We start from the raw sequence: 25,231 nt of genomic DNA on the forward strand, positions 1-25,231 counted from the left end.
CCAATGCCACTCACATTTTTTTCATTGCATACGGTCTGAAAATGAAAATGAACGCAAAACCACTCACTAATGTTACAATTGCCAATTTAACTCCTGCACCAATCAGAACCGTCATAAAGAAAATTAAATTTTGAATAACTAGAACGGTAATGAGCAGTCTAAGAACAGCCTTCCTTCTATAATCTGTATGCAATGGATAAAGATCCATCACCATTTTTTGATCATGATGATGCCAGATTGGCAGGAGCTGTAAACCTGTTATATATAAAAAGAGAATCGCAATAAATAATGTTCCCCATCCCAGATCTGTAAACAGGAATAAAACAGCCGCAATGAAAGTTAACCTCACAAATAAACCTAGATAGTCATTCGCTCTTACAAATGTTCTGGCATATAAATAGCTGAATGGATTGTTAGACTTACCCGAAAGAAGAGTCATAACACCACCAAGCCATCTTCTCTCTGAGATTTTTTCACGTAATTTTGGAACATCCGTAAACAAATTTGCTACTCGATAAAAAGCAGCCATTCTTCCATTCTCTAGCTCAATCAGCTTTTCCCAATGTAAACTTTCCTCTCTTGTGCTTTTCCAATAATAGAAGCAAAGCCCTCCTAAAAGAAGGAGGACAATTCCCATAAAAAGAAAAGACTCATTCTTAACAAGAAAATACACAAAAGCCGCATTTAGGACGAAACGGACTAATCCATCAACGAAAGATGCACTTTTTTCCCTATAGTACAAAACGAACCAGCGCGAACAAAGATTAATCCCCTTTACAATCAACAAGGATAGGAGCATCCACAAGAAGGATACCGTTTGTTCTTGCATTGTTTGCATATACATTGGCATTAATACAGCCAGAACCATGATAAGAATATAGCCCTGCATGACTAAGCTAAATATGATCGTTTTTTTTATATAGGAGGATAATTTTGACTCGATTGGCAGTAAGAACACTATGTCCGGATCGCGGAAAAACGTTGAAACCGGGCTAATTGTTGTAACTAATCCTAAGAGAATCGCCATAATCCATACGGTTGGAAAATCAGGACTTAATGTTTTAAGCCATTCACTGTAATAGAACCCCGCTCCTCCCAGCAGAATAATCATTACAAAGACCAGATGTCCATTAAATATGAACCGCAAGTATTTAGTTGTCTCCTTCAGATAATTATTAAAACGGTCCTTCCACAATGTTTCCCTATTCATGGCGATCTTCCTTTGTCAATTGCAGATAAATATCATCCAGGGAAGCTCCAGGCATGTTAAATTGATTGCGTAAATCTTCAATATTTCCTTTAGCCCGTACCTCACCTTCATGAAGAATGATAAAGGAGTCACAATATTTTTCAGCCGTAGCCAAGATGTGGGTAGACATTAAGATTCCTGCCCCCTGATTTTTCATATCCTTCATCATATCCAATAAGGATTGGATGGCAATCGGATCAAGCCCAACAAATGGTTCGTCAACAATATATAAAGAAGGCTCAGCAAGAAATGCACACATGATCATTACTTTTTGCTTCATCCCTTTGGAAAAGTGAGCTGGAAACCATTTCAGCCTTTTTTCCATTCGATATTCCTTTAATAGCTTTTCGACTCTTTCTTGATAAACAGACTCTTCTATACCATAGGCCATAGCAGTCAATTTTAAATGCTCTTCCAAAGTCAGTTCTTCATATAAGATAGGGGTTTCAGGCACAAATGAAAATTGTTTGCGATAGTTGTCTTTATCATCCTTAAACTGGCTTCCATTTATCTTGATTTCGCCATTTTTCGGTGTCATTAAACCAATAATATGTTTGATGATCGTTGATTTCCCTGCCCCATTTAATCCAATCAATGCGACAAGTTCATTGGGTTTCACTTCAAAACTCACGTCTTTTAATACAGGTGTTTTTGTGTAACCGCCTGTTATATGATTAATTTCAAGCAATGACATAGAGACAGTCTCCTTTTCTTTTTCTCCCTATCATTGTAACAAACGGTTCCTAAAACGGAAAACGCTAAAAGTAAATGTGGAACTTTTTTGGACATTTAATATGTATATTAGGAAAAAACATGGGCAATCTATAATCAGAGGGGAACAACATTCACTTTACTTCATTGATAAATGGGGTGTTGGTTCGCGATAACGTAAGGCTTTAACCTAGGGTTTGATCAGTGTACTTCTTTCGAAAATGGGGTGTTCGCTAAAGGCCTAGAACCTGAAATTGGGATCAATAATTCCAAGTGTTAAGGGGATGGTTGCATTGGACATAACATGGGAAAACGACAAAATTGCTTCATCTAAACGATTGGAGTAATTGTCAGAGAAGATTCTGTAAGAATATCCAGGAATTAAGCTTCCCCTCGAGGACTTAGGGGCGTAACATTATATGTTGCGTCCCTTTCCTTTTTTCCCGTTTTTGTCTGTGCTACACTAATACATAATGAATCAATAAATAGAAAGGATGTTAACCATGGAAGATTGTATATTTTGTAAAATTATTAAAGGTGATATCCCCTCTGCAAAAGTATACGAAGATGAGCATGTGATGGCATTTTTAGATATAAGCCAGGTCACTAAGGGACATACTCTCGTCATCCCAAAAGTACATAAAGAAAATGTTTATGAATTAACTCCTGAAATAGCAAGCCATGTGTTCCAGGTAGTTCCAAAAATAACTCGTGCCTTGAAGCAGGAATATCAACCGATCGGAATGAATGTTCTAAATAATAATGGTGAACATGCTGGACAATCCGTATTCCACTTCCACATCCACTTGATTCCACGCTATGGACAAAACGATGGGTTTGGCGCTGTTTGGAAAACACATACAAGTGAATATACGGGCGAAGACCTCGCTAATATTGCTGCATCAATCAATCAGCATATACAATAATAAGAAAAATGGCTTCCTTTCAATAGGGGAGCCTTTTTTTAATTTTACAGCTAAGAAGGCTGTCTGTCTTATTAGTATACATTCAAACAACCAATGTTCATTTTAAGATACAGGTGTTTTTTGAAAATAACTGTTAACTCAATTGTTAGAATTACAATAAAACGGTATAGTAAGTCGAAATAATGATTTGAGAAATATTTTAAAAATATACTATACTATTTTTATATTATTTATTTATTATTAGATGTAGATGTTACATAATCGTTCAGATAAAAAAGGTGTATTTCTTACAAGCCTATATAAATGCAATTGGAAGGATGATTTACAGTGATTAATATACTGGTAACGCTAAATTCCACTTATTTAAAACCACTTAAAGTAATGCTTCAGTCCTTGTTCCTAAATAACTCACATAAAACCTTTAAAATTTTTATTATGCATACTGATATTAAAACAGAAGAGATTCATTCCTTAGAACAATTTGTCCATAGAAATGGAAGTGAGCTTATAAGTGTTCAGGTGGATGATGGACATTTTCAAGATGCACCGGTTTTAATGCATTATACAAAAGAAATGTACTATCGATTATTGGCCTTCAAGTTCCTACCGAAAAATTTGGACCGAATCCTGTACCTGGATCCGGATATTCTTGTTCTAAACTCTGTTGATGACCTTTATGAGATGGACCTAGGCAATAATTTATTTGCTGCTGCCTGTCATAATAAAATATCAGTAAAAGGAATTAATCAAATCCGTTTATCCCCTTATGAAATAGATGCTTATTACAATTCAGGTGTATTGTTAATGAATTTAAAAGAACAGCGAAAAGTAATAAACGAGGATGAGATTTTTAAATTTGTAGAAGAAAATAAGAAAAAATTAATTTTGCCTGATCAGGATATATTAAACGCACTTTACTCCAAATATATTAAAAATTTAGAAGAAACGATTTATAACTATGACGCCAGATACTACAATTATTATAAATTAATGTCCAATCATAAGATGGATATGGATTATGTAATCCATCACACCGTGTTTCTCCACTTTTGCGGAAAGAAAAAGCCATGGAAACAAAACTACAACGGTAGATTCCATGCTTTATATAAACACTATGATAAAATGGCATTTCGTGGAGCATACGCTATTGGTCAAGAAATCATGCAGCCTTCTCTAAGGAGTAAGCCAATATAAGGCTGTTATTTAAAAGGCTGTTTCGTAAGAATTGTTGCTATTGTTTAATATTTTTTCTGAGTGTGAAAACAGCCACCTCCATACAGGAAGTGGCTGTACTTGTTATTGAACTAAAATGCCCAGATAGTTTAAGGACAAGAAATCAAATGCTCCTCATTGCTTGTCTAAATTCAAACATTACTATCAATTTCCTACGCGAGGTATAAAAACAGCCACCCCTATATAGAACGACTGTATTCCTTATTCAGTTAAAGCCCCTTCAATGGCCTTCGCATGTTGTTATTGCTCAACAGAAAATGAACTTGTGAATTCATTAATTTCTTTGTTCATTTCCTTAGAACGTGTCCAATGAAGATAGTGATGACCCTGTAAGACTACAACTTTACTAGCAGGATGATTAGTTAATTGTGTCTGATAAAAAGACACGTTATTCTTGCCATCCTCTAATCCCTTTTCTTCTTTCGTTGTAAAGAATAAGACTGGAATAGTAGATGGTAACTTCATATCAACGGTTTTATCAATATTTTCTTTTATTTCATTGGCTTCAGCAACAACGTTTTTGTTGTAACCCTTCCATGCGGAAAGTGCCTTGGTCATTTTTAAATTTTTTTCGGAATAGGTGCCGTCATCTGCAATAGGTAAAAAAACTTGAGAATTAATATACAATGCTAATCTAGCGATTCCGGTTGGTGCCAGATATTTTAAAAACTTAGGCATTTTAGGTGCATCCTCACTAAAATATTCTAAAGCATGTGGTAATGTCGGGTCGATTCCTATGATACCTTTAACTTCCTCTGGGTATGTATTAGCAAAATACATACTGTAAATTCCTGAAACTGAATGAGGCATCAGAATATACGGGCCTTGTATGTTTGATTTTTTTAAGGCTACTCTTATTTCCTCTACAATGTTTTCAACTGTCCGTTCTTTTTTGGTTATATCACTCCATCCGTATCCAAACGGCTCTACCACTACTACTTTATTATTTTTTGAGATTTCATTTATTAAAGGGTCAAAATCCAATGCTGGTGCTGCTGTTCCGAGCCCGCTTAATAAAACGATTGTGTCAGCGCCCTCACCCTTTGTATAAATGTGTATATTTTCACCATCCACTTCAACTACTTCCCCTATGGGTTGGTATTTTGTTTGTTCATATACTGTCATAATATTACTAAAGGTAATCCAAATAACAAACGCTGCTAGAATGGAGAATAAAATATTTCTTAAAACTATCCAAATTCGATATCTTTTTTTAGTTTTCTTCATTACTTTTTATGACCCACTTTCTTTTTATCTATCATAAGTTAGCAACAAGATAATAGAAATGAGCCTCAGAAGTATTTTAAGATAAGTCTTAAGCCTTATAAAACTCTACATCTAATTTCATAAAACCCTCAAGATAGAATCTCCCATATTAGAGTTTTAATTTATTCCATTAACCTGTGTTGATCCTAACAAGTTATCTCCACGCCCCCTGCAATTAACCTAATAGTCTGATTATTTATTTATTTTTATCTCCTTTTGTTGTAGAATATGGTGGAATTCACTCACTTTAGTACTGAAAAGTATTATAGGGAATTAAGTAAAGAATCGCGATATCGGAAGGGGAATAATCATGACACGTGCTTACAATTTTAATGCCGGTCCTGCTGCATTACCGGAAGAAGTATTATTGAAGGCTAAACAGGAGTGGATGAACTTTGAAGGCAGCCATATGTCTGTTATGGAATTGAGCCATCGCAGCAAAGAATATGACAAAGTGCATTCAAAAGCTACCCATTTATTGAAAGAGCTATTAGATATTCCTGATAATTATGAAGTACTATTTTTACAAGGCGGAGCTAGTCTTCAATTTTCTATGGTACCTATGAATCTTCTTTCACCCGATAAATGCGCAAGCTATATTTTGACTGGATCCTGGTCTGAAAAAGCTTTAAAAGAGGCTCGTAAAATTGGACACACAGAAATTGCCGCTTCCACTAAGGATATAAATTATAAGCGTATTCCTGAACATAACAATATTTCTTTGAAACCTGATGCTGCCTATCTGCATATCACCAGTAATAATACCATTTACGGCACTCAGTGGCAGGAATTCCCCAAAACAAATACAGTTCCTCTGATTGCAGATATGTCCAGCGACATTTTAAGCAGGCGAATTAACATAACTGATTTTGGACTGATTTATGCAGGTGCTCAAAAAAACCTAGGTCCATCTGGCGTCACAGTCGTGATTATCCGGGATGACTTAATTAAAGAACATCAGCAATTACCAACCATGCTCTCTTATGATACTTATGCGGCTTCAAAGTCTTTATATAACACACCGCCGACTTTGGCCATCTATTTATTGGCCTTAGTCCTTGAGTGGACAAAAGATAAAGGCGGTGTTGACGAAATAGAAAAAATAAATTCACAAAAAGCCCAGATCATTTATCAGACAATAGACGAGAGTAACGGATTTTACAGTGGCCATGCCGAGAAAGATAGCCGCTCAACCATGAACATCACCTTTACTCTTCCTACTAAAGAATTATCCGACCTATTCATTCAAGAGTCCAAGAATGCTGGCTTCGTCGGTTTGGCGGGCCACCGTTCCATTGGAGGATGCAGGGCATCTATCTATAATGCAGTTCCGATTGAGCACTGCCAAAAGCTGGCCGACTTCATGAATAATTTTAAAAATAAGCATTAACATGTGTTAAATATTGCTAATGGGTGATATACTCTATATAACCTTTTCGCGGTTGGCAACGAGTGCACAATCGGAGAAGAAAATGAGATAAGCTTAGAATAGGAGAGATGAGAAGTGAATACGAAGAATTTGGTGACTTTATCACTGCTAGTTGGAATTGGTACTGTATTGCACACTGTCATGCCGGGAATTGTGTTTGGGATGAAGCCAGACCTTATGCTGATTATGATGTTCCTAGGGATATTTTTATTCCCTGATTTGAAAAGCACGGTACTGTTAGGCAGCGTAACCGGGGTCATATCCGGATTGACCACTACTTTCCCTGGAGGATTAATTCCAAATCTGATTGATAAATTTTTCACTGCTTTACTTATATATGCTATTTTTAGTATCGTTCAAAAGTTAGGCAAAACCTTTGCCTTTTCACTTGTACTGACTTTTATAGGTACACTGGTATCCGGCATGCTATTTCTTGGATCGGCCTATCTGATCGTTGGATTACCTGGACCATTTCTAGCTTTGGCAGCTGGCGTAGTCTTACCTGCAACAGTTGTTAATACTGTCGTAATGGCCCTTATACACCCCATTGCCAGCGGCATTTTAAAACGCTCGAATATAGCAGTTAACTAATAGAACAAGAGGATGCAAACCATAAAAGGTTAACATCCTCTTTTTACGTTCCTCTACTATCTACAACTTCCATATTAAGATTAATACCAAAAGAAGAACTGAAGCCCATATTCCACTCATATGAATCCTCTTCTTTAGTACACGTCTAGCTGGATATACGCCTCCTTTTCCCAGAGAAATGATTGAGTAAAACAATATACTTATAAACCCACTGAAGAGAATTAATATGAGTAAAAATAATGACACTTCCTCCTCCTCCTTTTCATCTACATATCTAATTGTATGCACATTCAATATTTATATGAAATAACATAATACTGGATGAAAAATAAGGTATAACCTAAAAACAAATGAATTTTTTTCCAAAAATAGTTTCCGAAAATAGCTTTTTACGTTTAAAATAATATAAAAAAAGGAATTGTTAAATATAAGGAATAATTTTAAAGGGTATTTTAACTTTATGTAGAAATCTGTTATGGAAAGATAAAATTGAGGTGAATAGCAATGAAAGGAAAATCATTATTAATTGGTTTTATTTCCGGGTTTACAGTAGCTGGAGTCTCAGTATTGTTAAGCACTCCTTCATCCGGACAAGAGCTCAGATTGAAGCTTAAACAATCGAAAGATGAGACTATGGACCTTCTTCAGGATGTAAAAAGAAGTATCGTCCAGTTAAAGAACGAATCCGTATCTGCAACCGCGGTCAGCAAGACACAGATTCAAGTGTTCGTAAAAGGTGTAAAAGAAGCATTGGAAGAATGGAAACAAGACAGCCAGGCACACACAAGTGCTATTCAAGTCCAAATTAATGATGTTGAAACAGCCATCCAGGAGCTTGAAACAGCTATATCTCCGCTCACTACAAAATAACTCAGCGCCAAGAAAATCTCGGTAAAAAAACTAAAAATTTGGCAAATTACCATTTTTGTTATTTAATATTTTATAAGGATAATAAATCAGTAAGATAAATTGAGAAAAGTAGGTGAGCGTATTATGACTGAAAATTTAAATTCCATCAAAGAAGCCATGCTATTTACCCAGCGGGTTGCTCAGCTTAGCAAAGCTCTCTGGAAAGCAATTGAAAAAGACTGGCAGCAGTGGATTAAACCCTATAATTTAAATATCAATGAACATCATATTCTATGGATTGCTTATCATCTTAAGGGAGCATCCATATCTGATGTGGCCAAGTTCGGTGTTATGCATGTATCTACAGCCTTTAACTTTTCAAAAAAGCTGGAAGAACGTGGTCTTCTCAGATTTTCAAAAAAGGAAAATGACAAACGTAACACCTATATTGAGCTTACAGATGAAGGGAACGAACTATTGCTTGAAATCGTAAGCGTATTCGATTCATCCAAGAACTCCGTCTATTTAGGTGCTCAACCCTTAAAAGACTTATACGGAAAATTCCCTGATATGATGGAAATGATGGCGATTGTTAAAAATATCTATGGTGACGACTTTATGAATATATTCGAAAAATCATTTGCAAATCTTGAGAATGAATTCACAGACGAAAATGGAATTCTCGAAAAAATTGAAAATCAAAAAGAGCCCATTCAATAATAATAGATAAAAGCGGACACTAATCTATCATACCTCCGCTTTTATCTTGAATGGGCTTGTGTATTTAATCACAATGTTTTATATATCCCTCGTTTTCTTCCCCCTCTTAATTTCCTGAGTAATTAATGTTCTAACGATTCATATTCTTTACAGAATTGATACTTTTTTGATAATGTTAGAGAGATACTAGCGTCAAGGAGGATAACAGGATGATACCTCTCATTTGGTTTTCATTATTTGCACTTTTTATTTTGTATTATATCAATAAATTATCAGACAGCTTCTGTACTAAAAAGGAATTGCCAGAAGCTAAACAGGCCAAATTTTTTCGAACAATCAATATCCTTATTACCATCCTGTTAATCTCTACTTATATTGAAATATTCTACACCATATAAAAGACGAGTGTTACTCACACTCGTCTTTCGTTCAACCTATAGATCATAGGTGACCTTTATGAGGATTTTGCAAATCTTGAATTAGTTAATCCAAGATGCTCCAATGATAACCAACAAGATAAATAAAACTACTAATAAAGCGAAACCTCCGCCGTATCCACCAGACATGTTGTATCCTCCCTTCAGTTACATACTTACTTAGTTAGTACACATATGACGCACCAACAATCACGAGTAGAATAAACAGAACTACGATGAAAGCAAATCCTCCACCAAATCCTTGACTCATGATCACACCTCCTTTTGAGCTGCTACCGTATCATATTCAATTTCCACAAAAAGGAATGGGCCTTTTGCTTAAATAAATGATTTTTAATGAAGACCCTAAACAGACTTAAAAACACATGAGATTCCATGAAAACGCTGATTAGAATTTAAGTAAGATTGTTCCAATTATTATAATTATCAAATAACATTTGTGCTTATCCTTTTTTTAACAGAATTTTTGTGTTATAGTTAGGCTTGTTATGAAATACTTTTACTTGGCAACACGCTAAAAGGAGTGTAATGGATGAAGAAATGGTTAATTACGTTGGCATCAGCAGCTTTACTTGTCAGTCTTGCAGCCTGCAATAATGAATCTGATGAAGCAGTGGTAGAAACGAAAGCAGGAAATGTTACTAAAGAGGAGCTTTATCAACAACTAAAAGATCAATACGGGGATCAAGCAGTAAAAGAACTCGTATATAAAAAAGTTCTCTCTGATAAATATAAAGTAACAGATAAAGAAGTGAATAAACAGGTTGAAGAAGCCAAAGAAAATCTTGGCGAAAATTTTGAAGCAGCTTTGGCACAGTCTGGCTTTAAAGATGAAGAAGCTTTTAAAGAATCTGTGAAATTCAATCTTTTACAGGAAAAAGCCGCTCTTGATACAATCAAAGTAACAGATAAAGAACTTAAGGATTACTATAATAACAAATATAAAATCGACTTAAAAGCTCGCCATATTCTTGTAGCAGATGAGGAAACAGCGAAAGAAGTAAAGGCTAAGCTTGATAAAGGTGAAAAATTCGAGGATTTGGCAAAAGAATATTCAACAGATACAGCCAATAAAGATAAAGGTGGAGACCTTGGTTGGTTTGGGGTTGGACAAATGGTAACTGCATTTGAAGATGCTGCATACGGCCTTGAAGTCAACAAAATTTCTGATCCTGTACAAACTGAGCATGGATTCCATATCATTCAAGTAACAGAGAAGAAAGAAAATGACAATCCTTCTTTTGAAGAATCCAAAGATGAAGTAACTAGAAACGTTAAAATGACCAAGCTAGATTCCGCAAAAGCTCAAGAAGCTATTCAAAAAGTGATTGATGATGCTGATGTTGAAGTAAAAGATAAAGATTTAAAAGATGCATTCTAATAGGTGAAACAGAAAACTCGACCGGTTTGGTCGAGTTTTTATTGTGCCATTGCTCTTTTTCTTTTTTCTTCTTCCATTCTTTCTATATAAACATTCCCCTCCTGTTCAATCCACGATTCATCAACTTTTTGCTCTTCCCTGATTGATTTTATGGTCATAAAGGCACTAAAGAAGATACCAGCTATGATTACTCCAATAAAAATTGACAAGCTTGTCCTCCCCCTCCTTAAGGATTAAGCATCCTTTTTAAAACTATATGCTTTTAAAAAAAAAATATGCTTTCCACTTAAAGGAAAGCATATTTTTAAAATCGATAATCTATTTGATATTCGGTTTATAAAGGCTGCGATTATCGAGAGGGAAGATTCGCTCTGTAAATTCTCCCGGTTTTACCCGATCAAGCGCACGATCCATCATATTCATTTTCGCATCCAAATTATCAATATAATGCAGAACCTCTGCCTCTTTAACCAATGGCGGTTTCGGACTTCCCCATTCCGCTTTTCCATGATGGCTTAAAACGATATGCTGAAGAATAAGAACTTCTTCCCCCTGAATATTTAATTCATCAGCAGCTTTACCGATTTCATTCACCATAATGGAAATATGGCCAAGCAAGTTGCCCTCCACTGTGTAAGTAGTCGCAATTGGTCCTGATAGTTCCTTCACTTTTCCGAGATCATGAAGGATGACTCCCGCATATAATAAATCTTTATTTAATGATGGGTATAGCTCAGCAATTGATTTTGCTAAGTTTAACATCGATACAACATGATATGCCAGACCAGAGAAAAATTCATGGTGATTTTTCGTGGCAGCAGGATATTCCAAAAACTCATTAAAATATTTTTTAACCAAATGTCTAGTAATCCGCTGTATATTAGGATTCGTCATCTCGAATATATATTTTGTAATCGTTTCAGACATTTCATTTTTTCCAAGAGGAGCAGTCGGCAATAAATCAGCAATATTAACCGTCTCATTATCGTACTTTAGGCGAATTGATCGAATCCGAAGCTGAAGCTTACCTTTATAATTTTGTATATCTCCTGTTACCCGTACGATTGCTTCCGGCATATACAGCTGTTCATCCTCAGGTTTTACATCCCAAAGCTTTGCTTCTATTTCTCCGCTTTTATCCTGGAAAATTAAAGATAAAAAAGGTTTTCCATTACTTGCTGTTCCTTTTATAGCATTCTTTATGAATAGATGAAGATCTATCGTATCTCCAACTTCATGATGGGCAATTCCCTTCATGTATATCCCTCCCCGGTCCATTCCAATATTTATTATATCATGCGAAGGCAAATTAATATTAAAAATCATCTTGTTAATTGGATGATATTCTGCCCATTAAACATCGCAGCAATATGATCATGGCAGGTAAAAAAGAGAACCTGATTCCCCTCTTTACTAATATGCTTTAATAGAGAAATCATTCTTTCCGTTCGCTTATCATCAAAATTGACAAACGTATCATCCATGATCAGCGGCCATTCTTTTCTTCCATCAATCGTACCCGCTAAAGCAAGCCTTATAGATACATAAGTAAGTTCTGCCGTCCCTCTGCTCAAATTTTTCGAATGAACCTCTAATCCCCTATGGTCCAATAAAGAGAGTCCCTCACCATTTTCTGAGAATAGGATTTTTTCATATCTTCCATTCGTAAGGTTACGTAGATACCCATTAGCTTGTTCAATAATTGCAGGCAGTTTTTCTTCTTTATACGTCGTTATAGACTCAGCCAGAGTCCCCTTCATGAGGCTGAGCGTTGTCCACTTCTTAGCCAACACTTGAAATTCCTGTTTTAAAAGCTGATGGTTATGAAGCAACGCCTCTACTGTTCCATCCTCCTCAAGCCTATTTATCTCGTACTTTACCTCTGCAAGTCTTTTTCGTAACCGATTTAATGTTGATTCATAGGAAGACTGCTCAGCCTCTTGTTCCTCAATTCTATCCTTTAAAACCAAGTCTGTAACAGAATGGTACTGATCGAGATTTGCATAACGTCCCAGCTGCCCAATCAATTGTCTCTTTGCTATGCTGAGCTGACTTCTTTCTTCGGCATCTCTACCGCGCTGATAGAACCCTTCCACTTCATGACAATCTGCTTCCTGAAGCAATTGCTGCTTTTCTTGATTTAGCTGTCTGCACAAGTCCTTTAAAGGTATAATTTCTTCCTCGAGCTCCTGTATTTTTTCGAGCATATTATTTTTTTGCCTATTGACCAATTCATTCTCTTTGTACTTCTGAACAATAGAGTAGTTTATTTGCTCGATACTTTGAGTGCCCGTAACACCAAATTCCTCTGAAAGCTTCCCTATATAGCGGATATACTCATCCTTTTTCTCCTCTGTATAAGCAAGCAATGAAATGAGTTTGCTCTTCTCCAACATAAGGTTTTTAATTTGTTCAATTCGCTCAAAAGCATCTGAAAGCATCGTACATGACACCTCATTAGGCAATGACCATTCATTTCCGAGCGTAATCAATTTATGTTTACAAAGCGCCAACTCTTTTTCCCATTCTTCAAAGGAATCAATTAAACTGTCAAATATTGCTTCCTGTTGCTCTTTGCGCAGTGATTCCAGCTTGTATTTTTCTCGATTTGCCGTATCCTCTTCAAGCATACTTTTTTGCATTCTGTAGCTTTGTTCATCAATTGAAATCGAAGATGATTTTTTTACAATTTCCTCATAGTAGTTAATTTCTTTCGCTAATTCCTCAGATTGCAATTGATTGCCATTCATCGAATTTATATATATAACGAGTACGATACCAACAACCGCCACAATCAATGCAACGCCAAGCTGTCCGCCTAAGATTAATAAAAGAACCGCCAAAATGGAAGCCAGTAAGACCGAGCCCAGAATAACTTTCTGTTTTTTCTTACCCTTTTTCTCTGATTCCAACGCTTGATTCCTTCGTTGCTTTAATCGCTGGATGACTTCCTTGGCTGACTTCTCTTCCTGTGCTGCCTTGTCAGCATGTTCATACTGCTCTACTATTCTTTTAAGCCTTTCTCTTTCATTTTCAGGCAGCAATTTTCTCTCATAAATTTCAGTGATTTGCTCGATTTGTTCCAATTTGACTCGTTCTTTTTCAAGCTGAGCATCAAGCTCCATCTTCTTTTTGGCAAGTGTATGCTTCTCTAATTCTATCTGTTTAATTTCTTCTTTCCGAAAGATACTTGTATCAAAACTTTCAACCATAACAGGATCAAATTGTGTATGTAATTCTCCCTGAAGCTTAATGATTTTATCCTCTATATGCTTTAATTCGATCGATTGAGTCCTAATTTCTTCGAGTAGGATGATCAATTTATCACTATAAAGCTCGGCTTGACGTACCCTCTCCCCACTTGCCAGCCACTGTTCATTGACTTGGAGGGAATCCTTTTCATTTTGGAGTACTTTCAATTTATTTAACTGAGTTTGCAGAAATGTTTCCTTTGCCGACCTTTCAGCCTCTATCTTTCCCATGCGCCCCATCCCATTTACCGGAAAAGGAGATTCTTCTAATTCTGACAGGCGCACTTCAATGGAAGCAAGCTCCTGAATGGATGGCAACAGTCTCTTCCAGTCCTTTAAATGAATTAAGTTCGTTTTTATTCGCTCTATTTGTTCTTGAGTGAGCGAAATTTCTTTACTTAGTTCCCTTTCTTCGCTCAAAAAGGTATTATAGCTTTTCTCTTTCTCCCTTGCTTTTTGAATTGCCTGGGAGCTTTGCTTTAATTCAGCCAGCTTTTGATTCAGAATAGGCTTCTTTCCACCTGGCTTAAATAGACTGTCCATTTGCTTTTGCAAGCCTGCTTCCATCTCCCAAAGCCTTTCACTGCCACTCATGCCAGCAAAAAAGAGATATTTGCCCAATTGATCTTCTTCCAGACGATAGATATCCTGCAAGCCGTCTAGATTAAAGGAGTATATAGATTCATAGAAGTTTCGGTCGACTCCCTTCAACCATTCTTTTATTTTCTCCTCCCCCCCTATTCTCCCAAACCTGTTATAAACTCCACATTCTGTACCCTGGTGCCCTTTAACTCTTTCAATCGTTATTTCACCTATTTCAGGGAGCTCAATGACCAGTTTTCCACCATACCGGCCGCTCCCCGACGGTTCGTAGGAGGCTGTTGTTTGGTTCTTAGCAGGGAATCCAAATAACATGGCATGGATAAAGGAAAAAATCGTTGATTTACCAGCCTCATTTTCTCCGTAGAATACATTTATATCTGATGTTAATTCTTGTTTGTAGTCTACAAATTTACCAAATCCATATATATGTATTTTCTTTATAATCAAAGCATTTTCTCCTCATTTTTAACGATTCAGGCGCTTTACTAATTCAAGCGTTGCCTCGTCCAAGATTTGCTGCCACTCGTTTTCCTCCCATGGCTCTATATATTTCCTTGCCGCAGAATGAGTAAAGAGAGCTTCCCCGTATTTCAGATACTGTTCAGAATTCATATTGACAGTTGTCCTCAAAAGTTCATCTATAAATGTATCAGACAGCTCTCCGCCTCCGCTTGCATAGCGGGGTGGAATCAGTGTACAGGAATGAATCCATACAGAAATCTCATCCATCTCCTCATCCTGTAGACCTTCAAGTAAATGATCCATATCCACAAACAGCCATTCAGGATTCATTTTGCAATCAGATGCATCGATCATGATATTCAGCAGAATAGACTTATCCGGCTCATACGCACCCTCTTTTATTTTATCCAGTTCAGCAATAAGTTCGTTTACAGATGAAATATGATCTGCCTGAATGGTTTCCGTTTTCCATTCAACTGTCGATACAGGTACAAATTCTAAAGAAGTATCTGACCCTGACATGGAGACTAGATAGAAGCCTTTTTCACCTGTCTCTTTTTTATTTCTCCCCTGCAAGCAGCCTGGATAAATGGCTGGTGGTTCCTGCAGAATTTCCATTCGTTTATGGATATGCCCCAGAGCCCAGTAATCAAATTGCTTACTAAGCAGCTCACTTCTGGTAAAAGGAGCATAGTTTCCATGAGCACTCTCTCCATCTAAATTACCGTGTAATATACCAATATGATAATCAGCATCGTCTGCCTTTTTATACTCCTGAATAACCCGATCATGTATATGGCGCTTATCATAACTGAATCCATAAAGATTTACGGTAGTTGCATCATTTTCTTTAATAAATTGTTTAACTTCTACTTCGCGTCCATACAGATGAACATTCGCTGGTAAGCTTATATCAAAGTAATTCCCATTCATGTAATCATGATTTCCATGAATTAAATAGACAGGAATCGAATAGTTTTCCAATCTTTCCATTTCAGCCTTAAATTTCAATTGTGCCTTCAAGTTTCGTTCTTCATTATCATAAATATCTCCAGCAAAAATAACAAAATCGATTCTTTCCTGAATTGCCGTATCCACAAGCCTTGTTAATGCTGAATATCCGCTGTTTTTTATTTTGTCATAAATGGCACTATGCATATGCTGAAATCCTGAAAAAACGCTGCCCAAATGCAGATCAGCTGCATGTATAAATTTTACGCCTCGCACTGTACCACACTCCTTCCATGCCATTTTACTACAAACGATTGTTCTTTTAATCAAAAAAAACGTAAATTTAATTATCTCATATACAAATACAATTAGATAAATATGACCTCCCCGTAATGAGCAAGGGGATTGCAAAGGATTTCTTTATTTAGGCAAACTAAATTTACTGCTAAGAACCATAAAAAACTCACTTCCCATTTGGAAGTGAGTCCTTGTTTACTTATTGCTGTTTGTTAAATCAAGTGCTTTTTTAATATCTTTAAAAGAACTTGAATTTCCATACATTAAAACTCCGCCTTTATAGACTTTAGCTCCAAAATAGGCTAATAGTCCAATCGTCACAAGCAGAATACCAATGCTTATCGCAATTTCGATATTGGATATTTCAAGCATTCCTATACGCATAAACATTAGCATAGGCGTGAAGAACGGAATATAGGATGACACCTTTATAAAGGTTGCTTCCGGATTGCCAAGCCCGGTCATGGCAAGCATGAAAGCCAGGATAACCAGCATGGTCATTGGCATGATCATTTGTTGCAAGTCTTCAATCTTACTTACTAAGGAACCAAGAAACGCTGCCATTGTTGCATATAATAAATAGCCTAAGAAGGTAAATATAACCGCATAAACAATCGTCTTCGCTTTCATATTGTCAAAGCCAAAAGCCTCGAAAATTTCTCCCATCCCACTGCTGCTTTTAAATGATAAATATCCAACCAGCACAAATATGGCAAGCTGTGTCAATGTCAGCAGAGCAATTCCAGTGATTTTCGCGAACATTTGCTGAATTGGTGACACACTTGAAATTAAGATCTCCATCACACGTGATGATTTTTCAATGGCCACTTCGTTGGCAATCATACCGGCATACACAATAACAGAGAAATAAATGACAAAGATCATCACATAGACTAGGCCGCGGGCCTGATTAAGCTCTTCCTCTGATTTAGCCTGATTATTTAATGGGACGACTTCAAAGGAAACTGGCTTATAGATAGCTGCCAGCTGCTCATCTGTTATGTTAACCTGCTTTGTTAGAATACTTGTTTGTATTTGCTGCAAAGCATTTTGAATTTCTGTACTTTCATTTGAATTGGCGATGGATTGGGCCTTATAGACACCTATTGGAATACCGTCTTGCTCTTCAAGCAATAAATATCCTTCCAATTCTCCCTCTTCTTCAGCTTTCTTTACTTCAGTTTCAGATTTATATGCTTTCAGGCTTAATTCGCTCCCACTACTATCAAGCTGCTTTTCCAGTGCGGCATAGAAATTGCCTGAATTTTCCACAACTCCAATTGTTGTATCACCTTCATCAAACAAACCGATAATTCGATCCAAGTTCGTAAAAGCGAGAACCATTAATAAAATAACTGCAGTCGAAATGACAAATGACTTACTTTTAACCTTTGATATATACGTCTGAAATGTCATAATCCAAAACTTATTCATATTGAGCACCAACCTTTTCAATAAAGATATCCTTCAAGGATGGTTCTTCCAATTCAAATTTACGTATGAAACCACGCTTAACTGTATCCTGTAAGATTAATTCGGCATTCTTCTCATCCGCAATTTGCAAATGAATTCCTTCCGTTACTTCTACTGCTTTTGTCACACCAGGATAATCAGTCAGGAATTTAAGATCAAAATCAGCATGTATAGATACATTCTTTTTGCCATAGGAACGCTTGATATCCTTTAGTGAACCATTAACGACTGCCTCTCCTTGCTTAAGTATGCAGAGCTGTTCACATAATTCCTCTACGTGTTCCATACGGTGGCTGGAAAAGACGATAGTTGTTCCGTTTTTTCTTAAATCATGAACCGCTTTTTTTAATAATTCAACATTTACAGGGTCCAAACCGCTAAATGGTTCATCCAAAATTAACAATTCTGGCTTATGTATAACAGAGGCAATAAATTGTATTTTTTGTTGATTTCCTTTAGAAAGGTCACCAACTCTTTTATCGAAATATTCCGGGACATTAAAGCGATCCAACCAGACTTTTGCTTCTTGCATTGCATCCAATTTGTTCATCCCTCGCAAACGAGCCAGATAAATTAATTGTTCACCCGTTTTAATCTTTGGATACAACCCTCGCTCTTCAGGAAGATAACCTATCGTCGAGCTTGTGGAATAGTCAATTTTCCTTCCCTTCCAACTAATGCTCCCTTCTGTAGGGTCCAATAAACCAAGAATCATTCTGAAAGTAGTAGTCTTACCAGCCCCGTTTGCCCCGAGCATACCAAACATCGTTCCCTCTCCCACATCAAGTGAAAGATGATTTACTGCTGTAAATTCTCCAAATTGTTTTACTACGTTATTTACCAGTAAAGTCAAAAGCATTTCCCCCTTTTATCAATTTTTATGTCTATATATATTCTAATCTATCCGCCCAGAGAATTGAAAGGTAATTCTAAACTTTACAAATTTTGTCTTCTTATGCGAAAATAATATCAACTGCTGATCAGCTGAATTTAGGAGGAATAAAGATGAAAATCTATAAATTAACCGTGTTTGAAGCAGATGGTGAAAAGATTTTAGAAGAATCGATTCAGGCAGAGAATGATGAAAGCGCAAAAGAACTTGGACAAAAGCTTTTAGCTGAAAAAGAATACGAAGAAAAGACACATCGGTTCACCTCACCGCTTGGCAAGCTACTATTATTCCATAGATAAGAAAAGGTTTGTATGATCCGTTTATAACGGAATCATACAAACCTTTTTATTTCCCTTTAAAATTAGGCTTCCTTTTCTCAACAAACGCCTTGATACCTTCTTCATGATCCTCTGTTTGTCTCATTACATATTGCGAGTATTTCTCCAATTCAAGCATCTTCAATAGCTTAGGACGATTTGTTTCAGCAAGAATTTTCTTCGTCCGGATCATAGACAAAATTGGTTTTGCCTGCCATTCTTTTACCTTTTTCTGAACCTCATCCTCAAGGCTATTCGTTGTTACCAGATCAACCAATCCAATTTCTGATGCCTGCTCAGCGCTCATCACTTTACCTTCCCAGATTACTTCCTGAGCTTTCAATTCTCCCAGTCTTCGTTCTAGAAAGAAGTGCCCTCCGCCATCAGGAATCAAGCCGATCCCAATGAAATTCATGGCTAATTTACTCTCCTGCTCTGCAATAATGCAGTCAGTGGCCAAGGCAAGGCTGAATCCAAGTCCCGCTGCTGCCCCGTGAACTGCTGCAATTGTTAATTTTGGCATCGTATACATGGCCATGGCTAGTTCGTTAATACAATCCATTATTCCATAAAAATCTTTTTCACTGCCTAAATTAAACATCGATTTTATATCGCCGCCTGAGCAAAATCCGTTGCCATTTCCTTTAAGAATAATAATTGTAATTTCCTCATCAAGACTCAATGCTTTTAATTCCTTGTTTAATTCAACAAGCATCTCTTTATTAAGAGCATTTAATACTTCAGGACGGTTTAATGACACGGTAGCTACAGTGCCTTCCTTTTCCACAAGCACGCTCTTGATAATAGAGGCAGGTTTCACTGGCAAAATCCCCTTTCAAATTTGATATATATTTATTATAAAGGTTTATGTAAGCGTTTTAACACAAAAAAGGTGTAATTTATTAGAATTATTTGTATATTAGAAGAAAAAATAACCGAGTTCTTCATCCAAACAAGAACTCGGTTTGTTAATTTCAGCGCAAAAATAATTCTTTTAAGTAATCAATTTTTTTAGTTGTATAATGCTCATAACTATCATTATAGGATTTTGGATCTTTTGGGTTGGCAAAGTGCGTGATTTTTCCAGTATCAGGATCAATGAATTTACTTGCTGCCCCACATCCAAGTCCTATGATCGTTTGCTGCTCCTCCATAATCAGGATATTATACAAGCTCTCCATTCCAGGTAATGAATATCCGACATTCTCCAGGTTACCCAGTATATTCTTTTGCCTGTATAAATAGTATGGATGGTATCCATGGGCTGCAGTCCACTTTTCAGCTTCATTCATCATTTGTTCTACTTCCGTACGATCCGCAACCTTATAGCGCATTTTATTTCTCGTCATCTCAGAAGCCCGTTTAAAGGATAACGTATGAACAGTCAATGATTCCGGCATCAATTTTTCTGTTTCGTGTAAACTATTCTTTAATTCAGGGACACCTTCACCCGGAAGCCCTATAATTAAATCCATATTCACATTATTCATACCGGCCTCTTTAGCCAGTTTATATTTTTCAATTGTTTCCTCTACCGTGTGATGTCGCCCAATCGCCTTCAATGTTTCCTGTGTATAGGACTGTGGATTAATACTGATTCGATCAATATTCCATTTTTTTAAGACCTTCAATTTTTCCGGTGTAATCGTATCCGGCCGACCTGCTTCCACCGTAATTTCCCGTACATTTTTAATATCAGGGAATGATTCATATAGTTCCTCGTAAAGAATGTCCATTTCTTCAGCTGATATACTCGTAGGTGTACCGCCGCCAAAGTAAATAGTAGTAATTTTTATATGATTGTCCTTCAGCCATTTACCGATTTCTCGCATTTCATAATGCAGTCCACCCAGAAATGATGTTACATTTCCCTGACGTCCATTAATTGCATAAGCGGGGAATGTACAATAGGCGCATTTAGTAGGGCAGAAAGGAATTCCTATATAAATGCTCACTTCCCTTTTCAAATCATATAAATCTGGAATGACTTCTAATTGACGGTCAGCAATTTCCTCCAGTAAATTTAATTTCTCGTCTGTAATGGAGTAGGAGGCGCTCAACTCTCTCTTGGCAACAGATGCATCTATATTCTTTTTCACATATTGATGCCACAATTTTGTGGGACGAACACCTGTCAACAATCCCCACTTCTGAATCATTCCTGTATGTTGTTCCAAAACCTTTAAAAAAACATAAGAATAGGAATGCTTTTTTTGCTTAAAAAGAGCCTTTTCATCCGCCTGATTCAAGACATCTCTTTCAAATGTGGATTCATGTACTTTATTAGATGTAGAATCCTCTAGTATCGCTTTTGTATATAATGTATGATTAATCATTTCTTGTTTTAATGTAATTGATAAATCCGATGGTGATTCATCGCTATTAAGCAGTGTTGCCTCTTCAAAAAATAAGTCCGCAATTAAAGATAAGGGCCGATACAGCCTTTCATCCTCAATGCCATTTATTAAAATACGCATGCCTATCCCCTTTTCAAAAATTCAATCCATATCAGTTTACTGAACATCAAGACAGCGGTCAATCACAAATAAACCATCTCTTCCTTATCATGACTATTTGGGAATGAAGCTATTCAGCCAATAAAAAAGCTTAGGAGACTGTCCAGGAGCGACAAGCATAAGAAGAGTACTGAGAGGAAGGGTCCTATTGAGCAAAGACTAAGAAGCACCACATCGCGTAGAAAGATCATTGTGAACTAAATCCTGCAGGCCTCCGCTGAGTATTTACTGATGACTTGAGTTCCTAGAAGCCGAAGCTGGATTCCATCAAAAGAGTAAAGGAATGGCCCCATTTAGGCGTTTGGCTGGATTATTGTTTGAATCGGTTGGATTATTACGGAGTTTGGCTGGATTTTCAGCTGAATCGGCCGGATTATTACGAAGTTAAGCTGAATCTATGCTCAATTCGGCTGGATTCATCCTCGTTGGGCTGAATATCCTACATCTCTTGCCAAGAATTAAGTACACAAAATTAATTTAATTGCCAAGAAAACTGTTTCAGCCCTCCATAGCACCTTTATCATCATAACGAAACCCTAAACCGACAATATTTATTACCGAAGCCCAATAAAAAAGGATAACCCCAGAGGAGCCATCCTTTTGGTAGGTGGTAAAAAACACCTTCAACACCTATTTAGTCAGTTTTGATATTCATCTTTTTTAAGAAGCCAATTGGATGCTGTCTTCTGAATACCTCTTTAATGAGATAGGCCACACCCAGTTCATCATTACTGCGGGTAATCCATTTGGCTGAGCGCTTTACCGCTGCATCAGCATTTGCCACAGCTACACCAAGTCCCACATTTCTTACCAGCTCCGATTCATCTTGATCACTGCCAATTAAGACCACTTCATTTGCTGCTATACCCCTGTTTTTTAATAAGTAGTTAAAAGCCTTCTCTTTTGTGACTTGTTCTGGTAAAATCACAAGTTTATTCGGATGACTCTCCTGGATCATTACGTTTTCAAACATCGCTTCAAGACCAGACTTTGCATCTATTCTGTCCTGTTTCTTATCTATATATATATCAATTTGCAATGGAGACATCGGATGGGTGCGTAAATACTCATCTAGAGAATCTACAAATTGCTGGGCATATATATTGGTCTCTCCCGGCGTCCATTTGATTCTTGCAAAGAGCGGTGTTGGAAGATCCATTCTATTTCCGATTGTCATATCCTCATGAATTAAACGGATGTGCCCGCTTAATTTTTCTAAAAAACGAATGATATCGAGGGTAGTGTTCTCAGGTATTCGCTTAACAAAAATAGGATTATGAAGATTCTCCAAAATAAAGCCACCCTGATGCGCAATAATATGCGGATTACATCTAAGAGCTTTTCCGGTTCTTTGTGTATAGTCATAATTTTCAGAGGTCATCAGAGCTACTTCTACTCCCTTTTTAGCAACGTATTCAATTGATTCTCTTGTATGAGTGTGGAGTTTTCCTTTTGAAGATAATAGTGCACCATCCATATTAATCATTAACAGTTTATATACCATGATGTCCAATCCACCTTTCATGATGCCCATATACATTCTGTATGAGGATTTTGGCAGAAATAGAACAGTTATAAAGAAAAAAGAACCGATTTAGCGCCCTGAACTTCCCTTCACCAATTAAATAAATCTAACTGGCAGAGAAGCTTCGACACTAATCGGTTCCATATATGCTTAGGATTGTGTTCCGTACAAGTCTTCCAATGGTTTTGTGATAATACGATTGAGATCTGTAAGGATGACGCTCATTTTTTGTTCAGCATCCATTAATTTAGAAATCGCTTCATGTTGTTGCACAAGCGCAACAGTTTTTTGAGCCTGCATTACTTCTTCTTCAGTAATTTCCTGACCCATCATTTGTTTTTGCTGAAGATTTAGCTGAATATCTCTGAAATTGTTAAACATCGTTCTTGCTTGCTCATCAGCCATTATCGCATTGTATTGATTCTTTAGTTCTTGGTATTCTGCACTTTCACGTATTCCTTTTTCTACTGTATACGCTAAATCATATAAATTAACTGACATCATATACCTCCTGTTTTCTATTACACTGAAGTCTCTCTTACTATACCATTATCGAAAGCATTATACATCCATTGTATGTTTACTGGAATGGTTTTAATTCATCAAAATCATAAAGATTCCCTGGAAAACTCCAATCAAGCCTCCTAATAGGGCTCCTAAATACGTAATCATTTTCAATTCACTTTTTGTGATAGACAGTACCATTTCTTCCAGACGAGCCACCGGAAAAGAAGCAACCTGATCACGGACAATTTCCTTTAGTTTCAATTTTTCCATTATGCTTGGTACTTTTTCAATTAAAATCGCTGCAACCTCTTCAATAACATTTGGCAGCAATCTTCCCTTGATGGTCTCATTCCATTCACCAGTTATCTGATTAAGTGTCAGATTAGATAAATCCACTTTTTTATAGCCGGTTATAATTCCTTTATGGAGTAAACTTCTCATTTCATCCAATGAATAGAATTCCTCCACGTCTGAAATCTGCTTATGTTTTATTTTATGCCACTCACTATGCAGGAGTTGTGTCAGCGTATCCCTAGTCCCAGGATTTGAGAGAAATTTAATAATCTCCGGCTGAAGTTTCTCGCCAAGATTTACATTTCCTAATAGCATCTGCATAATTCCACCGAGTTTTCCCCGTTCCCTCATGAAATCATCTGCCATTTTTTGAAGTCTTTCCTTACCTTGATTGCTGGCAAAAAAAGCGATTCCCTTATCCAAGATATAATGAGATACATCCGGTATTTTGTTCTCTATTTTCTCCTCAACACTTGCTGGTATAAAGGTTGCTATAGGTTTATTTTTATGCTGCAAATACCAATCCTCTAACCAATTTGTTGAATGCGATTCAATTTTTCTTACGATTAAATCCGGAATGTCAGCCAACCCAGCTTTTTCAAGCGCCTTTTCTATAGAGATCTCAGAAAAAATTGTTTTATCTAATATATTTTCTCCAATTCTCTTAGCTTCCACTTTGACAGTACCAGTAAGCAGTTTATTTTTAATACTCTCTGGAGTGATTAAGTGTTCTACAACCATCTTCCCCATCTGCTCAGCCAATTCGTCTCGTCTTTTCGGTATTAACCCAGGCGTAAATGGCAAGCGTTTACCAAAGATATAAATAGCCTCGTAGGGGTGGAATAGCATTTTTATGGCCAAGGCGTTTGTAATACCGCCTATTAAAGCCCCTACTACAACCACTGTGATAATCGTTATAAATGTACCCATAAGTAACTCCTTTTTAAAACTTCCTGTTTGTAAGAAATAGTTTAGTCCTATCTACTATTAAATTGCAACCATCGGTGTCCATTTTTCAAAGATTTTGATGACAGCTTTCTTTATGCGAGGTTGTAATTGGATATAAATGCTTATTTAAAGTGTATAATTATAATTATTGCTATTAAATTTAGATTTGAGGTGCAATCTATTGATTAATCATTTTGAATGGAAATCATTATATGAAACAGAAAAAATACCTGGTTGGAAGTTTTCCTTCTACTTTGAAAAAAAACGTTATAAAGGAGTTTACCATAAAGATGGTTCTATTACCTGGATTGAAACACAACCATCTGACTATGCTAAAGCAGAATTAGAATCTAGAGTACACGAATTGATGCTTTATCATGTATATGATAATCAATAGACTATG

Annotated in this window: 27 protein-coding genes; 10 read left to right on the top strand and 17 right to left on the bottom strand. The window is 36.6% G+C overall.

Annotation, left to right across the window (positions count from 1 at the left end; translation table 11 throughout):
- Positions 1-10: 10 nt before the first annotated feature.
- Together AC4BHA_RS14405 and AC4BHA_RS14410 are read right to left on the bottom strand one after the other, a co-directional pair.
- The gene (locus AC4BHA_RS14405; protein WP_490558839.1) at positions 11-1,210 is read right to left on the bottom strand and encodes an ABC transporter permease; all 1,200 of its coding nucleotides are present in this window, start codon (positions 1,208-1,210) and stop codon (positions 11-13) included.
- The gene (locus AC4BHA_RS14410; protein ID WP_066101856.1) at positions 1,203-1,943 is read right to left on the bottom strand and encodes an ABC transporter ATP-binding protein; all 741 of its coding nucleotides are present in this window, start codon (positions 1,941-1,943) and stop codon (positions 1,203-1,205) included. The genes AC4BHA_RS14405 and AC4BHA_RS14410 overlap by 8 nt, the downstream gene beginning before the upstream one ends.
- Positions 1,944-2,463: 520 nt before the next feature.
- On the opposite strand from AC4BHA_RS14410, the gene AC4BHA_RS14415 reads away from it, so the two are divergent.
- Both AC4BHA_RS14415 and AC4BHA_RS14420 read left to right on the top strand, forming a co-directional pair.
- Positions 2,464-2,886: an HIT family protein gene (locus AC4BHA_RS14415; protein ID WP_066101859.1), complete on the top strand. Its 423-nt coding sequence runs from the start codon at positions 2,464-2,466 to the stop codon at positions 2,884-2,886.
- 327 nt (positions 2,887-3,213) lie between these two features.
- Positions 3,214-4,080, top strand: a complete 867-nt coding sequence (locus AC4BHA_RS14420) for a glycosyltransferase family 8 protein (RefSeq protein WP_139891498.1) — start codon at positions 3,214-3,216, stop codon at positions 4,078-4,080.
- A 279-nt stretch (positions 4,081-4,359) separates the two neighbouring features.
- On the opposite strand, the gene AC4BHA_RS14425 is transcribed toward AC4BHA_RS14420, so the two are convergent.
- Positions 4,360-5,346 (bottom strand): alpha/beta fold hydrolase, encoded by a 987-nt coding sequence (locus AC4BHA_RS14425; RefSeq protein ID WP_257468977.1) that lies wholly within the window; start codon positions 5,344-5,346, stop codon positions 4,360-4,362.
- Positions 5,347-5,695: 349 nt separating this feature from the next.
- On the opposite strand from AC4BHA_RS14425, the gene serC reads away from it, so the two are divergent.
- Together serC and AC4BHA_RS14435 are read left to right on the top strand one after the other, a co-directional pair.
- Positions 5,696-6,775: a 3-phosphoserine/phosphohydroxythreonine transaminase gene (gene serC / locus AC4BHA_RS14430; protein ID WP_066101865.1), complete on the top strand. Its 1,080-nt coding sequence runs from the start codon at positions 5,696-5,698 to the stop codon at positions 6,773-6,775.
- Positions 6,776-6,889: 114 nt separating this feature from the next.
- Complete coding sequence (locus AC4BHA_RS14435) at positions 6,890-7,405, top strand: tryptophan transporter (protein ID WP_066101867.1); 516 nt, start codon at positions 6,890-6,892, stop codon at positions 7,403-7,405.
- A gap of 60 nt (positions 7,406-7,465) precedes the next feature.
- On the opposite strand, the gene yhzF is transcribed toward AC4BHA_RS14435, so the two are convergent.
- A complete protein-coding gene (yhzF, locus tag AC4BHA_RS14440) occupies positions 7,466-7,693 on the bottom strand; it encodes a membrane protein YhzF (protein ID WP_483861443.1) in 228 nt (75 codons plus the stop codon).
- Between the two features lie 216 nt (positions 7,694-7,909).
- Here yhzF and AC4BHA_RS14445 point away from each other — a divergent pair, with 216 nt between their 5' ends.
- From AC4BHA_RS14445 to AC4BHA_RS14455, 3 genes are all read left to right on the top strand, one after another.
- Positions 7,910-8,275, top strand: a complete 366-nt coding sequence (locus tag AC4BHA_RS14445; protein WP_139891499.1) for a YtxH domain-containing protein — start codon at positions 7,910-7,912, stop codon at positions 8,273-8,275.
- Positions 8,276-8,398: 123 nt separating this feature from the next.
- Entirely contained in the window at positions 8,399-8,974 is a 576-nt protein-coding gene (locus AC4BHA_RS14450) for an HTH-type transcriptional regulator Hpr (protein WP_066101876.1), read from the top strand.
- Positions 8,975-9,183: 209 nt separating this feature from the next.
- Positions 9,184-9,372, top strand: a complete 189-nt coding sequence (locus AC4BHA_RS14455; RefSeq protein WP_066101879.1) for a hypothetical protein — start codon at positions 9,184-9,186, stop codon at positions 9,370-9,372.
- Between the two features lie 81 nt (positions 9,373-9,453).
- On the opposite strand, the gene AC4BHA_RS14460 is transcribed toward AC4BHA_RS14455, so the two are convergent.
- Both AC4BHA_RS14460 and AC4BHA_RS14465 read right to left on the bottom strand, forming a co-directional pair.
- A complete protein-coding gene (locus AC4BHA_RS14460) occupies positions 9,454-9,540 on the bottom strand; it encodes a YjcZ family sporulation protein (protein ID WP_066101882.1) in 87 nt (28 codons plus the stop codon).
- A 34-nt stretch (positions 9,541-9,574) separates the two neighbouring features.
- Positions 9,575-9,661 carry a YjcZ family sporulation protein gene (locus tag AC4BHA_RS14465; protein ID WP_066101885.1) on the bottom strand — a complete coding sequence of 29 codons (87 nt, stop codon included), beginning with the start codon at positions 9,659-9,661 and terminating at the stop codon, positions 9,575-9,577.
- 282 nt (positions 9,662-9,943) lie between these two features.
- On the opposite strand from AC4BHA_RS14465, the gene AC4BHA_RS14470 reads away from it, so the two are divergent.
- Positions 9,944-10,792, top strand: coding sequence for a peptidylprolyl isomerase (locus tag AC4BHA_RS14470; RefSeq protein ID WP_066101888.1), 849 nt, complete (start codon positions 9,944-9,946; stop codon positions 10,790-10,792).
- Positions 10,793-10,830: 38 nt separating this feature from the next.
- Here the strand turns inward: AC4BHA_RS14470 and AC4BHA_RS14475 are convergent, their stop codons facing one another.
- The 6 genes from AC4BHA_RS14475 to AC4BHA_RS14500 form a co-directional block, all read right to left on the bottom strand.
- Entirely contained in the window at positions 10,831-11,001 is a 171-nt protein-coding gene (locus AC4BHA_RS14475; RefSeq protein WP_066101891.1) for a sporulation YhaL family protein, read from the bottom strand.
- Between the two features lie 109 nt (positions 11,002-11,110).
- Positions 11,111-12,049, bottom strand: coding sequence for a 3'-5' exoribonuclease YhaM (gene yhaM, locus AC4BHA_RS14480; RefSeq protein ID WP_066101894.1), 939 nt, complete (start codon positions 12,047-12,049; stop codon positions 11,111-11,113).
- A gap of 65 nt (positions 12,050-12,114) precedes the next feature.
- Positions 12,115-15,093: an ATP-binding protein gene (locus AC4BHA_RS14485; RefSeq protein WP_139891500.1), complete on the bottom strand. Its 2,979-nt coding sequence runs from the start codon at positions 15,091-15,093 to the stop codon at positions 12,115-12,117.
- An 18-nt stretch (positions 15,094-15,111) separates the two neighbouring features.
- Positions 15,112-16,335: a metallophosphoesterase family protein gene (locus tag AC4BHA_RS14490; RefSeq protein WP_180349927.1), complete on the bottom strand. Its 1,224-nt coding sequence runs from the start codon at positions 16,333-16,335 to the stop codon at positions 15,112-15,114.
- Positions 16,336-16,551: 216 nt separating this feature from the next.
- Positions 16,552-17,790, bottom strand: a complete 1,239-nt coding sequence (locus AC4BHA_RS14495; protein ID WP_139891502.1) for an ABC transporter permease — start codon at positions 17,788-17,790, stop codon at positions 16,552-16,554.
- Complete coding sequence (locus AC4BHA_RS14500) at positions 17,783-18,682, bottom strand: ABC transporter ATP-binding protein (protein ID WP_139891503.1); 900 nt, start codon at positions 18,680-18,682, stop codon at positions 17,783-17,785. Before AC4BHA_RS14500 ends, AC4BHA_RS14495 begins: the two co-directional genes overlap by 8 nt.
- A gap of 152 nt (positions 18,683-18,834) precedes the next feature.
- Here AC4BHA_RS14500 and AC4BHA_RS14505 point away from each other — a divergent pair, with 152 nt between their 5' ends.
- Positions 18,835-19,020 carry a YhzD family protein gene (locus AC4BHA_RS14505; RefSeq protein ID WP_139891504.1) on the top strand — a complete coding sequence of 62 codons (186 nt, stop codon included), beginning with the start codon at positions 18,835-18,837 and terminating at the stop codon, positions 19,018-19,020.
- Between the two features lie 46 nt (positions 19,021-19,066).
- On the opposite strand, the gene AC4BHA_RS14510 is transcribed toward AC4BHA_RS14505, so the two are convergent.
- The 5 genes from AC4BHA_RS14510 to AC4BHA_RS14530 all read right to left on the bottom strand — a co-directional run bounded on the left by AC4BHA_RS14510 (position 19,067) and on the right by AC4BHA_RS14530 (position 24,810).
- Complete coding sequence (locus tag AC4BHA_RS14510) at positions 19,067-19,858, bottom strand: enoyl-CoA hydratase (protein WP_139891505.1); 792 nt, start codon at positions 19,856-19,858, stop codon at positions 19,067-19,069.
- 154 nt (positions 19,859-20,012) lie between these two features.
- Positions 20,013-21,515 (bottom strand): coproporphyrinogen III oxidase, encoded by a 1,503-nt coding sequence (locus tag AC4BHA_RS14515; RefSeq protein ID WP_139891506.1) that lies wholly within the window; start codon positions 21,513-21,515, stop codon positions 20,013-20,015.
- 673 nt (positions 21,516-22,188) lie between these two features.
- Positions 22,189-23,058, bottom strand: coding sequence for an HAD hydrolase family protein (locus tag AC4BHA_RS14520; protein ID WP_066101926.1), 870 nt, complete (start codon positions 23,056-23,058; stop codon positions 22,189-22,191).
- A 171-nt stretch (positions 23,059-23,229) separates the two neighbouring features.
- Complete coding sequence (locus AC4BHA_RS14525) at positions 23,230-23,580, bottom strand: YlbF/YmcA family competence regulator (protein ID WP_066101929.1); 351 nt, start codon at positions 23,578-23,580, stop codon at positions 23,230-23,232.
- A 93-nt stretch (positions 23,581-23,673) separates the two neighbouring features.
- A complete protein-coding gene (locus AC4BHA_RS14530) occupies positions 23,674-24,810 on the bottom strand; it encodes a DUF445 domain-containing protein (RefSeq protein ID WP_139891507.1) in 1,137 nt (378 codons plus the stop codon).
- A 199-nt stretch (positions 24,811-25,009) separates the two neighbouring features.
- Between AC4BHA_RS14530 and AC4BHA_RS14535 the strand changes: the two genes are divergently transcribed.
- On the top strand, positions 25,010-25,225 hold the full coding sequence (locus AC4BHA_RS14535) for a YheE family protein (RefSeq protein WP_066101936.1): 216 nt from the start codon (positions 25,010-25,012) through the stop codon (positions 25,223-25,225).
- Positions 25,226-25,231 lie beyond the last annotated feature (6 nt).

The sequence above is a fragment of the Pradoshia sp. Z3_51 genome (genome assembly GCF_058215915.1).